Source organism: Polyangium jinanense (genome assembly GCF_028435265.1).
Classification (GTDB): Bacteria; Myxococcota_A; Polyangia; order Polyangiales; family Polyangiaceae; genus Polyangium; species Polyangium jinanense.
The window spans coordinates 245649-257795 of the sequence record NZ_JAGTJK010000012.1; the positions used below are offsets into that span (position 1 = coordinate 245649).

Here is a 12147-nt window from a genome sequence, read left to right on the forward strand (position 1 = left end):
GGTCGCATCCGGGGAAGGTCAGGAGAGGTCGTGCATCGGGTGGTCTGAGGATGAGCAAGCGACTGTACGTGGGCAATTTGGCCTTCCACTCCACTGAGGAGAGCGTCCGCAGCGCTTTCCAGCAAGCCGGTGTGGAGGTCGTCGGTGTCCAGGTCATGACCGATCGGGTGACGGGGCAATCGCGCGGGTTCGGTTTCGTGGACGTGGCGGGCGACAAGGAAGCGCAGGCGGCCATCGACGCGCTTCATGGCAAGAGCCTGGACGGGCGCACCCTGACCGTGAACGAGGCGCGTGAGCGCACGCCGGGCGGCGGCGGCGGCGGTGGTGGCTTCCGCGGCGGTGGCGGCGGCATGGGCGGCGGCGGCGGCGGCGGCTACGGCGGCGGCGGTGGTGGCGGCGGCGGTCGCGGCGGTGGCGGCGGCGGTCGTGGCGGCGACCGGCGCGGCGGTCGTGGCGGCGGCGGCGGCCGGGATCGTGGCGGTCGCGGCGATCGCGGCGATCGCTGGTAAGGCGTGAGGGCCCGGCGAGAGCCGGCCCGAAAGAAAGCGCCCCGGAGCCGAGGCTTCGGGGCGCTTCTGTTTTGTGCGCGTGCTCAGCGCTTGAACGGCTTCTGGCCGGCGAAGATCTGCCCCTCGCCGAGCTCGAAGCCGATGCGGAGCAACTGGTTGTACTTCGCCACGCGATCCGAGCGGGAGGACGAGCCCGTCTTGATCTGCCCCGCGTTCGTGCCGACCGCGAGGTCGGCGATGAACGTGTCTTCCGTCTCGCCGGAGCGGTGCGAGATGATCGACCGATAGCCGCCTTCGCCGGCGGTGCGGATGCAGTCGAGCGTCTCGGTGACCGTGCCGATCTGGTTCAGCTTGATCAGGATGGCGTTCGCGATCCCCTCGGACATGCCGCGCGCGAGGCGCTCGGGGTTCGTGACGAAGAGGTCGTCGCCGACGAGCTGCACCTTCTTGCCGAGCCGCTCCGAGATGAGCTTCCAGCCCTTGTCGTCGTTCTCCGCGCAGCCGTCCTCGATCGAGACGATCGGATATCGATTCGCGAGATCCTCGTAGATCGCGACGAGCTCCTCGGGCGTCTTCGGCCCCTTGTCGAAGGTGTAGACGCCCTTCTTCTCGTCGAAGAACTCGCTCATCGCCGCGTCGAGCGCGAGGCCGATGTCCTCGCCGGGCTTGTAGCCGGCGGCCTCGATCGCGCGCACGACCTCTTGCAGCGCCGACTCGTTCGTGGCGAGCCGCGGCGCGAAGCCTCCCTCGTCGCCCACGGCCGTCACGTGCCCGCCCTTCTTCAGGATTCCCTTGAGCGTGTGGAAGACCTCGACGCCCATGCGCAGCGCCTCGTCGAACGACGCCGCGCCGAAGGGCACGATCATGAACTCCTGCACTTCGAGGCCGTTGTCGGCATGCACGCCGCCGTTCAGGATGTTCATGAGCGGCGTCGGCAGGACACGCGCGGCGGCGCCGCCGAGGTACCGCCAGAGCGGTAAATCCACGGTGTCGGCCGCGGCGCGCGCCACGGCCATCGAAACGCCGAGGATCGCGTTCGCGCCGAGCTTGCCCTTGTTCGGCGTGCCGTCGGCCTCGATGAGGACCTTGTCGACGGCGGACTGATCGAGGGCGTCCATGCCCACGACGGCGGGGCCGAGGACGGTATCGACGTTGCGAACCGCCTTCGACACGCCCTTGCCCAGGTACCGCTTCTTGTCGCCGTCGCGCAGCTCGACGGCCTCGTAGGCGCCGGTGGAGGCTCCGCTCGGGACCGCGGCGCGCCCCAAGCCGTTGGTCGTCCTGACCTCGACCTCCACCGTGGGGTTGCCACGGGAATCGAGGATTTCACGGGCCATCACGCTCTGAATCTCGGACATGAGAACGCTCCTTCGGCAGAGGGCCGGCAGCATAGCGTGGTGGGCACGCTGGCGAACAGGGGCCGATCGCCACAGAAGTCTTCCTCCCCGGGGCGCGAGTCGCGTTATGCTCCCCGGCCGCGTGGAACGTTCGATCGGCGTGTATGGCGAGGAGTTGCTCCTCTGGATCTGCTCCGTGCGCCAGTCCCCGAGGCGTCCGCCCGCGGAGCATCTGCTCCAGCAGGCGAACTCCTTGATGAACGAGCTCAAGAGCTCGAAGGTGACCGACGAGCTGCCCGTCGTTTCCGCCGACGATGGCCAGTTCGCCATCGCGGCGATCATCGACGAGATCGCGATGAGCCTTCCGGACTTGCGTCCGCTCTGGTCGCAATACTCGCTGCAGGCCACACGCTGGTACACGACGAACGCGGGCGTGGAGTTCTACCAGCGCCTCGAGCGTGTGAAGGAAGGACCGAAGAGCGTGCTCGCCACGTACTACGTGGTGCTCGGCCTCGGCTTCCTCGGCAGGTTCGGTTTGCCCGGACAGGTGCAGTACGGCGCGACGCAGACGCGTATCGACGTGGCGCGGATCCTCGGCGTCGATCCGGATCGCGACTGGCACGCGGGCGCGCTCCGTCCCGTGCGCGAGGAGACGGTGCGCCCGATCGACCACCAGACGCCGTGGTGGAAATCGCTGTGGATGGCCCGCGGGATCGGGATCTTCTTCGTGGTCGTGGGCTTGACCCTGGTCATCGTCTCTGCCGTCGGGGGCAAGTGATGGCGAACGAGATCGGCCCGTTCACGCAAGAGATCGACGCGCTACTCGCGGCGATCGCGCAGAAGCACCCGAGCAAGAAGCCGCCCTACCAGGTGCCGATCTACCTCGTCGTCGGCGAGCCGGGGACGGGGCGATCGACGGCGATCCGCTCGCAGTTCCTCACGTGGTCCGGCGGTGACGGCCCCTTGCCGCCCGCGTCGTCGACGCCGTTCTGCACGTACTGGATGGCCGACGAGTGCGCGTTCATCGAGCCCGAAGGTCACGTGATGGGCCCACGCCGCGATCCGGCGTTGCTGCAGGCGCTCTGCGAGGAGCTCTTGCGCAAGCGGCCGCGCGAGCCGCTCGACGCGCTCATCCTCGTGCTCAACGTCGCGGCCTTCGCCGACCTCGACGAGGCGGGCGTGCAGGCGTACGCGAAGAACTACCGCGACGTGCTCGTCGAGATCGGTCGGCACCTCGGCGGTGACGTGCCCACGTACGTCATCCTCACCCGCTTCGACACGGTCTGGGGATTCGCCGACGTGTTCCAGTGGACGCCCGAGCGCAAGCGCGAGGATCCGTGGGGATTCACGCTGCACCAGGAGGTGGCGCCGCAGGACGCGCTGCCGAAGATCCGCGAGGAGATCGACGGGCTCGCCGCGCGCTTCGAGATGTTCTGCTTCGCCAAGCTCTCGGGCGAGGAACACGTCGACACGCGCATCCGCGCTTATCAGCATCTCGTGGAGGTGCGCGAGCTACTCGACCGACTGCGCATCCTCTTCGGCGTGCTCGCGATGCCGAACGCGTACGAGCGTGTGCCCTGGTTCCGCGCGCTCGCCATCGGCAGCGCGGTGCCCGGCGTCGGCGATCGGCAACGCGCGGGCGTGGCGAGGTTTCAGAGCATGGGCCTCTACCCGGCCTCGATGCCCCAGGGCATGCGGCCGGGCGGGCTGCCGATCCACGCGCTCGTCAAGACGGTCACGTTGCCCGAGAAGGAGCTCGTGCCCCTGCGTGTGCGCTGGCGCGACGACCTCGCGACGTTGATCCTCGCCGGCTCCGCGCTGCTCGTGTGGATCGCCGCGATCATCGTCGCGGGCGTGAACCGCTAGAACATCGATCGGTTTGCAACCGCTCGATGTTCTAGCTCTCTTGTCCCGAGGGGGACGCCTCGCGTCCCCCTCTCGTCCGGGCAAAGCCCGGCCGATTCACCCCCCGAGGGAAGATCGCTTCGCGATCTTCCGAGCATCGAACCGGTCGATGCTCTAGCGCCCGCGGGCGAGCTCGATCTCCATCGAGACCCACGCGTCGAGGTCGGGCTCGGGCTTGAAGAGGCCGAGGTCGAACTCGCGCCCGTTGATCAGGATGAACGGCGTGCCCATGAGGCCCGCGCGATCCGCGTCCGCCTTGTCGCGCTCGATCGTCTTCGTCGCCGCCTCGGATTGCATGTCCGCGCGCAGCTTGCCCATGTCGAGCCCGAGCTCCTCGGCGAGCTCGCCGATTGTCGCGTCGCCGAGTTTGTCCTGGTTCTCGAAGAGCTCGTGCTCCATCTCCCAGTAGCGCCCCTGCTTCTGCGCGGCGTAGGCGGCGCGGGCCGCGACCTCCGCGTGGGTGTGCCGCGGCAGCGGGTAGAACTTGTGCACGAGGCGCACGTCGTTCTCGTGCGCCGCGGCGACACGCTCGACGATCGGCACGATCCTTCGGCACGCGGGGCACTCGAAGTCCGACCACACCATGATCGTGACGGGCGCGGTCGCGGAGCCCTTCGTCGGCGAGCCGGCGACGTCGACCGTGGTGACCTTGTTCCCGAAGCGGATCTCGTAAGCGCGCGCCGCGTCGGCGCGGCCGAGGCCGGCTTTCACGCGCTCCGTGATGAAACGGGCCGCTGGCTCGCAGGCCTTGCAAGAACGCTTCTCGTCGAGGCAGGTGGAGATCGGCACGGCCTGATCGGGGCAGGGGGCGATCTGCTCGTCGAGCAGCCGTTCGACGGTCTCGCGTTCGCGCGGCACGAGATCGTCCATTTCCTGCGGCCGCTGGATCTGGAGGGCGCCGCCGCTGTCCGCGTGCTGGCTCCCGCCGCACGCGCTCGCGAGGAGCGCGGAGACGAGCAGGAGCGGGGAGAGGGTTCGGAAAGTCACGCCGCGCATCTTACGTCCACAATGGGGCTTCGGCTCGCCTCACGGCGGCCTTCGCCCCAACCCCACACCGCCGCGGGCGGATCGGCTTTGCCCCCCTCGACGCCGGACCGCGGTCGGGGTATTCACCGGCCGAACGTGCACGACGCCGCACCGCCTCCCCCGACACCCGCCAAGACCAGCGCGCCGATCTCCGTCCGCGACGCCGGCAAGAAGCGGCTGCGGTGCCCGACGTGCCTGGAGTCCGTGACGCCGGGCCTCGAGCTTTGCCCCGAGTGTGACGAGCCCCTCGCGGCCAGCAAGAGCCTCAAGGCCGGCGCGACCACGGCCAAGGCGCCGAGCTGGCTGTCGCTCCACTGGCGTCCGCTCGTCACGGGCCTCGCGATGGCCGGCGTGCTCGCGACCGGCATCGCTCTGCGCAGCCTCGCCCCGGGCCGCTTCCTCCCGCCGCGGGCCGCTTCGCGTTCGCCGACCGTCGTCACGCCGACCTGCACCTCGCCCTGCTGGCACGGCGAGGCCTGCCAGGTCGGCCAGTGCGTCTGGCAAAAGCCGAACGACGTCGGGCACCTCGGCGAGCAGCCGCTCGTGACGGGGCCGTTCGCCCTGCCGAAGGACGTTTCCGACGCCTTGCCGCTCGACGCGGATCGCTTCGCGCTCGCGCTGCTCACGGGCATCGAGGTGCACGACGCGCGCACGGGCGCGCTGCTCACGCTCGTCAGCGACGCGCCGCAGATCAAGGGCCTCTACCGCGTCGGCGAGCACCTCTACGCGACCTCGCCGCAGAGGCTCTACGTCGTCGATGCGGCCTCGATGGGCCTGCAGAAGACGATCGATCTCGGCGCGATGGTCGGGCAGGTGTCGGTCGGGGCGAACGGGCGGCGCGCGCTCGTGTCGCTCCCGTCGGCGCACGCGGTCGCGATCCTGGCGACGGAGTACCACGCCGAGATCGACCGCATCCATTTCGGCGACGACCCCGTGGGGCCGATGGGCGTCGACGACACGGGCACGCGCGCGCTCGGCACGACGGGACAGGTCCCGCTGCCGGGCCTGCGAGATCCCGCGGGCGGCGCCGTGTACGCCTTCGATCCGAGCCGGCTCGCGTCGCAGCAGGATCGCGTGCGCACGTCGATGCTGGGCAATCCGGTCAGCGTGCTCATGACGCCCGAGGGCAGCGCGAGTTACGTCGTCCTGCGCGCCGAGGACGCGCTCGTGCCGCTCGAATGGCTGCCGTCGGGGGCGGTGCGCCGCCGCGAGCGGATCCAGACCTGCGACGAGCCCGAGCAAATCGAGCTCGTGCGTCGTGGCCGCCGCGCGCTCGTGCGTTGCCACGAGGGGCGCGCGCTCGAGGTCTTCGACCTCGCGAAGGGCGAGCTCGCGCGGCACATCCCGTTCAACGGACGTGCGACCGACCTCGTGGTCACGCCCGACGGCGAGCAGGCCCTCGTGACGCTCACCGGCGACGGCGCGGGCTCGCTCGCGATCGTGGATCTCGAGTCCTACGCGGTGAAGCTCCTTCCGCTCTCGGGCGAGCCCAAGCGTGTGCGGCTGACGCCGGACGGCCGCATGGCGCTCGTCTTCTCGGATTGGGCCAAGGTCGCGTGGGTGGTGCGATGAGCCAGCAGCGCGTCCCGTGCCCTGCCTGCAAAGCGCCGATCGTCTTCGGGGCGCGCAAGTGCCGCGCGTGCAAGGCGTGGCTCGTCCCGGAGGCGCAGCCGCGCGTGCCGCGCGTGATCCTCGGCGGCATCGCGCTCGCCGGGACGATCTTCGCCGTCGTCGTCGGCGGCCGCGAGTCCCCCGTGGGCGAGGCGCCGCCGCTGACGAACCTCGATCCTTCCGGCTCGAGCAGCGCCGCGGGCGCGCCGCGTCCCGGCTCGATCGGCCCCGAGATCGAGGCCGAGCCCGAGCCCACGCCGGCCGACCCGCAAAAGCGCTGGAAGACCCGCGAGATCCGCCTCGGCGACGCCCACCCGCTCGACGTCGTCTTCCACCCGAAGGGCACGAGCGTCTACGTCAGCGCCGACGACGCCACGCTGCGCGAGTACAAGCTCAAGACGGGCGAGCTCGTGCACAAGGCCTCGATGCCCGCGCAGGGCGACGAGATCCGGATGATCTTCGACCGGTACGTCGCGGTCCTCCGGCACGAGGACGCGGCGCGCATCCCGGTGATGGACACGTCGTCGTGGGATCGGGATCCGGTGCTGCTCGACGTCGGCAAGAGCCCGGGCGAGATCGTCCCGATGCCGGACGGCCGCAGCGTCGTGGCCTCGACCATCGACGGCAAGCGTGTCGCGCGGTTCGACCTGCCGACGGGCGTGCGCCTCGCGGACATCACCTTGCCGCACGCGACGGGCCAGCTCTTCCTCGTCCGCGCCGAGAACCGCCCGTACATCGCGGCGATGGGCGCGCTCTCGCACGGCGGCCGCGCCGCGGGCGCGTGGATCGACCTCTTCGACCCGAGCGAGGAGCCTTTCGGCGCCACCCGCCGCAGCATCTTCGTTGGCCGCGAGCCGCGCGCCGGCGCGATCTCCCGGGACGGCAGCACGCTCTTCTTCCCGGACCGCGTCTCGAACAAGGCCGTGCTCCTCGACATCGCCGCGACCACGCAGGTCAAGTCGACGGCCGTTGGCTTGGGCCCGCAGCAGGGGTTCCTCCTGAACGACGATCGCCTCGGCGTCACGCTCGACAGCAAGGCGCGCACGGTCACGGTCGTCGACCTCGCCACAATGAAGGTCACGAGCACACTCATGCTCGACGGCTCGCCTTGCGCGGGCGCGGCCTCGCCGGATGGCCGTACGCTCTTCGTCGCGCTCGGCGGCACCGAGCGACCCCCCAAGGGCAGCGGCGTGGCCGTCATCGCTGGCGAACCGCTTCGCATCGTCGCCACGATCCCCACGGGACCTGGCGTCTGCGCCGTGGATGTCACGCGCGACAGCTCCCGCGCCGTCGTCGCGTCCTATTACGACAAATCGATCCTCGTGCTCGAGCAATGAGCCCGCGGCGCGCTCGCCCGGTTCAGCCCGCGCCCTCGACGTAAGCGTCGACCTCGATCTCCACGAGCATGTCCGGCGCGATGAGCCGCCGCACCTCGACCATCATGGCGGCGGGCGCGTGGGCGCCGACCATCTCCTTGTGCGCGCGCCCGATCTCGGGCCACCGCTCGATGTCGGTCACGTACATCCGCGTGCGCACCACATCCGCGAGGGACCCGCCCACCTCCCGAAGCGCCGCCTCGATGATCTCGAAGCAGCGGATCGCCTGAGCATATGCGTCTCCCTTGGCGTGCGTCCCTCCGCCCACCGCGACGGGCGCCGTCCCGCCCACGTACACGTGCGGGCCGACGGCCACGGCCCGGCAATACCCTACGCGTGCCTCCCACTCTGCGCCCGAGAACACCCGTCGTTTTTGCATGGCCTGGGTATACCACGGCCCGGCTGCTTCACGGGCGCGCCCGAGAATGGGGCGGTCATTGCGTCGACGTTCGCGGCGAAAGGAGCGAGCGCCAGCGCTCGCGGCTTTCGGGATCGAAGATGGCATCGGCCACGACGTCAGGACCGTCCACCCGCAGGTGTTCGGCGAGCTGCTCCTGCTCGTCCGTGCGGAGCGGGCGCCGGAGCCGTCGCTCGACCTGGCGTGCGAGCACCGCGAGCTGGCCCTGGGCAAACCCCTCCACGCGGCCCTCCTCGATCCCCATCGCCTTCCCTTCTCTGTAGATCCGGTTTTGCATGACGATCTCCCGCGACAAACAGGAGTGTACCACATCCGCGAGCCCTCGCTCTCTCTTATCCGCATCCGCCAGCGCGACCATGGCCGCGCCGAGTTCCGCGAAGTCGCGCTCGTTCGTCCGGGCACGCAGGTCCTCCAGCACCGTCTCCAGATTGCGCGCGTCCGCGTCGGCGGCGAGCGGCGTGAAGATCATCCAGAACGCACTCCCGCGGGCCTCGAGCTCGGCCACGGTGCGCTGATAGACGGGCTCGATCCGGAAATGCACCCCGCAAAACGGAGCTTTCGCCGGGGAAGTCCGGTACGCCGCGTGCGCAGGCCACGGTTCTTCCCGACGGACAGGACGATCACCACGCTCTCGATCGGCAGCGGCTTGCCTCGGCCCCCGCGCGCCTCGTCTGCCGCGGCGAGCGCCGTCAGGTTGTGATATTCGAACACCCGGAACGCGATTTCCTCGGTCATCGTGAGCGTCCACTCCGCGTGGAGAAGTCGCCGCTCGTCGCCGACCTTCACGGAGAGCGCGCGATCGAGCCTCCGCTGGCGCCCCGTCACCTGCGTCTCCACCCATCCGAGGGGCTCGACGATCGTCTGGTCCGCGTCGCAGAGCGCGCGTGCCACCTCGCGAGCGAATTGCCGGGATACGTGGCGGAGCACGAGGTCGACATCGTCGTCGAGCCCCGCCTCGCCCTTCCGCTTCCTGGGCTGCATGCCGCGCCCCCATGGCGAACGACGTGCCAGGAAAAAGCCCCGCTTTCGTGCATGAAAATGCCGCTCGGGGGGGGACGGCGCCATGGCGGGGGCTGGCGGCCGCCGGGGAGCGCCGAACCATCGTGATCTCGGGCGCGCCTCGTGCCACCATGCGCGCGCTTTCCTCCCGCCCTCCGAGCCGAATCATGAAATCCCCTCGCTCGCTCCTCGCGCTCCTCGCCACGACCGTCGCTTGCTCCGCCGCGCCGCCGCCGCCCGCGCCGCCCCCGGCTCCCTCCGCCGCCGCCAAACCCACGGCCGCCGCGCCCGCGCCCGACCTCCCCGCGCCTCCCGCCGGCCTGCGCCTCCCGCGCGCCGTGCATCCGCTTCGTTATGCCGCGACGCTCACCCTCGTCCCCGGCGACGACGTCCTCCGCGGTGAGATCACCATCGACCTCAGCCTCGCCGAGCCCACGCGTGTCCTCTGGCTCCACGCCGAGCGCCTCACCGTCGAGGAGGCCCGCATCGAGGCCGCCGCCAAACACCTCCCGCTCCGCGTCGTGCCCACGGAAGGCGACCTCGTCGGATTCGCGCTCGACACCCCGGCGCCGCCCGGTTCGGCGCGCCTCGTCGTGAAGTATCGCGGCGCGATATCGTCCCTCGACGATCACGGCGCCTTCCGCGAGGAGGCCGACGGCACCTCGTACATCTTCTCCCATTTCGAGGCCACCGCCGCGCGCCGCGTCTTTCCTTGCATCGACGACCCCGGCGTGAAGGTCCCCTGGCAAGTCTCGCTGCGCGTCCGCGAAACCGACGTCGCCCTCTCGAATACGCCCGCCCTCGGCGAGACCAAGGAGCCGGGCGGCATGAAGCTCGTCCGCTTCGCGCCCACGCCGCCTTTGCCGAGTTACCTCGTCGCCTTCGCGGTGGGGCCCTTCGAGATTGTCGACGCGGGTACGGCCGGGAAAAACAAGGTCCCGGTTCGTGTCGCCGTCCCGCGCGGCGCGGCCGGCAAGGCCTCGTTCGCGGCGAAGACCACGCCGCCGCTGCTCGGAATGCTCGAAGAGTACCTCGGGACGGCCTATCCCTACGAAAAGCTCGACGTCGTCACCATTCCTCGCCTCTCCTCGTTCGGCGCCATGGAAAACCCGGGGCTCGTCACGTATGGCGCCCGCGGCTCGCTCGCCGCGCCGGCCGACGAGACGCCCATGTTCCGGCGCGGATTCACCGCGACCATGGCCCACGAGCTCGCCCATCAATGGTTCGGCAACCTCGTCACCATGGACTTCTGGGAGGACCTCTGGCTCAACGAGGCCTTTGCCACCTGGATGGGCAGCAAAATCGTCGATCGCTTCTCCCCCTCCTGGCGCGAGGACACCCGCCGCGTCGCCTCGGCCTCGTATGCCATGGGCGAGGACGGCCTGCTCAGCGCGCGAAAAATCCGGCAGGAGATCCGCACCCAGGACGACATCGCCAATGCCTTCGACAGCATCACCTACCAGAAAGGCGCGGCCGTCCTCCGCATGTTCGAGGCCTACGTCGGCCCCGAGAAATTCCAGCGCGGCGTCCGCCGTTACCTCGGCGAGCACGCCCACGGCAATGCGAAAGCCGCCGATTTCCTGAGCGCGCTCTCCGCCGAGACCAGCCCCGAGATCGGCCCCGCGTTCGCCACCTTCCTCGACCAGCCCGGCGTCCCGCTCGTCAAGGCCGAGCTCTCGTGTGAGAAGGGCAAACCCCCGCGCGTAAAACTCTCGCAATCGCGCTGGCTCCCGGCCGGATCCGCCGGCGCCGCCGAATCGACCTGGCAGATCCCGGTTTGCCTCCGTTATGGTCCCGGCCCCGAAGCGCGCGCCTGCACGCTCCTCACCACGAAGACGGCCGAGCTCCCGCTCGAAAAGGCAAAATCGTGCCCCGCGGCGTTTGCCCTGAAGGACGAAGGCGTCGGTTACTACCACGTCGATCTCGGAAAGGCGGACTTCGCGCGGCTCCTCGGCAAGCCCGGAAAGTTCCTCGGTTTGCCCGAGCGCCTCTCGCTCCTCGACGACGCCTCGGCCCTCGTCGAGAGTGGCGCCCTCGTCCCCGGTGACATTCTCTCCCTCGTCCCCGACGTCGTCGCCGAGCCGGATCCTCTCCTCGAGCGCGGCGCGGCCGCGCTTGTCGCCCGCGTCCGCGACGCGCACGTCCCTGCCGACCTCCGCCCGCGCTTCGCCCATTTCGTCTCCCGCACCTTCGGCAAGCGCGCTCGCGCCCTCGGCATCCTCCCGAAGCCCGGCGAGGACGAATCCATCACGTTCCTCCGTCCCCTCCTCGTCTCGCTCGTCGCCGATCGTGGCGAGGATCCGGCCCTGCTTGCCGAGCTCCGCGCCCTCGCCGCGCGTTTCCTCGCCGACCCCGCTGCCGCCCCGCTCGACATTGCCGGCCCCGCGCTTGCCCTCGCGGCGCGGCACGGCGGCGATCGCGCGCTCTTCGATCGATTGCGCGAGGCTGCCAAGAAAGAGCGCGACGAGCGCCGCCGCGGCGCCTTCCTCGAGGCGCTCACGAGCTTCCGGGATCGCGCCCTCGTCGACGAATCCCTCGCGCTCGTCCTCGACGGCGGCTTCGATCCGCGCGACGCCGTGTGGCTCCTCGGCCAGGACGAGCGAATGCTCGAACGATCCCTCGGGTACGTCGAAAAGAACTGGAGCACCCTCGTCGCGCGCATGCCGACCGAGGCGCGGGGCTTCCTCCCCCTCGTGTTTCAGGGCTCCTGCGACGACACGAACCGCGCCGCCGTCGCGCGCGTCTTCGAGGGCCGCGTCTCCGAGATCGTCGGCGCGCCGCGATCCCTCGCGCAGTCGCTGGAGTCGATCTCGCTTTGCGTGGCGCAGCGGCAGAAGCTCGAACCGAGCCTCCGGGCCTTTCTCCAGAAATACTAGTACATCATCCCCAAAGTTCGTAGTGGTTCACGCGATCGGCATGAGCATCCAGCTGAAGGAACCGTGGAGGAGGTCGAGCAGCGGCTCCTG

11 protein-coding genes are annotated in these 12147 nt (G+C 70.1%); 6 read left to right on the forward strand and 5 right to left on the reverse strand.

Annotated features, from left to right (window positions below):
- Window positions 1-50 precede the first annotated feature (50 nt).
- The gene (locus KEG38_RS23460; RefSeq protein WP_272422002.1) at window positions 51-509 is read left to right on the forward strand and encodes an RNA recognition motif domain-containing protein; all 459 of its coding nucleotides are present in this window, start codon (window positions 51-53) and stop codon (window positions 507-509) included.
- A gap of 83 nt (window positions 510-592) precedes the next feature.
- On the opposite strand, the gene eno is transcribed toward KEG38_RS23460, so the two are convergent.
- Window positions 593-1867 (reverse strand): phosphopyruvate hydratase, encoded by a 1275-nt coding sequence (eno, locus tag KEG38_RS23465; RefSeq protein ID WP_272422004.1) that lies wholly within the window; start codon window positions 1865-1867, stop codon window positions 593-595.
- 121 nt (window positions 1868-1988) lie between these two features.
- Between eno and KEG38_RS23470 the strand changes: the two genes are divergently transcribed.
- Window positions 1989-2624 (forward strand): DotU family type IV/VI secretion system protein, encoded by a 636-nt coding sequence (locus tag KEG38_RS23470; RefSeq protein ID WP_272422006.1) that lies wholly within the window; start codon window positions 1989-1991, stop codon window positions 2622-2624.
- The gene (locus tag KEG38_RS23475; protein ID WP_272422008.1) at window positions 2624-3712 is read left to right on the forward strand and encodes a type VI secretion system protein; all 1089 of its coding nucleotides are present in this window, start codon (window positions 2624-2626) and stop codon (window positions 3710-3712) included. The genes KEG38_RS23470 and KEG38_RS23475 overlap by 1 nt, the downstream gene beginning before the upstream one ends.
- Window positions 3713-3865: 153 nt before the next feature.
- Here KEG38_RS23475 and KEG38_RS23480 read toward each other — a convergent pair whose 3' ends face one another.
- Entirely contained in the window at window positions 3866-4738 is an 873-nt protein-coding gene (locus KEG38_RS23480) for a DsbA family protein (RefSeq protein WP_272422010.1), read from the reverse strand.
- Between the two features lie 135 nt (window positions 4739-4873).
- On the opposite strand from KEG38_RS23480, the gene KEG38_RS23485 reads away from it, so the two are divergent.
- Window positions 4874-6349: a YncE family protein gene (locus tag KEG38_RS23485; protein WP_272422012.1), complete on the forward strand. Its 1476-nt coding sequence runs from the start codon at window positions 4874-4876 to the stop codon at window positions 6347-6349.
- Window positions 6346-7725: a beta-propeller fold lactonase family protein gene (locus KEG38_RS23490; protein ID WP_272422014.1), complete on the forward strand. Its 1380-nt coding sequence runs from the start codon at window positions 6346-6348 to the stop codon at window positions 7723-7725. The genes KEG38_RS23485 and KEG38_RS23490 overlap by 4 nt, the downstream gene beginning before the upstream one ends.
- 22 nt (window positions 7726-7747) lie before the next feature.
- On the opposite strand, the gene KEG38_RS23495 is transcribed toward KEG38_RS23490, so the two are convergent.
- Genes KEG38_RS23495 through KEG38_RS23505 form a run of 3 tightly spaced genes read right to left on the reverse strand, consistent with a single transcriptional unit; the run spans window position 7748 to window position 9163 of the window.
- On the reverse strand, window positions 7748-8143 hold the full coding sequence (locus tag KEG38_RS23495; protein WP_272422016.1) for a RidA family protein: 396 nt from the start codon (window positions 8141-8143) through the stop codon (window positions 7748-7750).
- Between the two features lie 55 nt (window positions 8144-8198).
- A complete protein-coding gene (locus KEG38_RS23500) occupies window positions 8199-8687 on the reverse strand; it encodes a hypothetical protein (protein WP_272422018.1) in 489 nt (162 codons plus the stop codon).
- A complete protein-coding gene (locus tag KEG38_RS23505) occupies window positions 8648-9163 on the reverse strand; it encodes a hypothetical protein (RefSeq protein ID WP_272422020.1) in 516 nt (171 codons plus the stop codon). Before KEG38_RS23505 ends, KEG38_RS23500 begins: the two co-directional genes overlap by 40 nt.
- A gap of 185 nt (window positions 9164-9348) precedes the next feature.
- Here KEG38_RS23505 and KEG38_RS23510 point away from each other — a divergent pair, with 185 nt between their 5' ends.
- Complete coding sequence (locus KEG38_RS23510; protein WP_272422022.1) at window positions 9349-12057, forward strand: M1 family metallopeptidase; 2709 nt, start codon at window positions 9349-9351, stop codon at window positions 12055-12057.
- The last annotated feature ends 90 nt before the right edge of the window (window positions 12058-12147 follow it).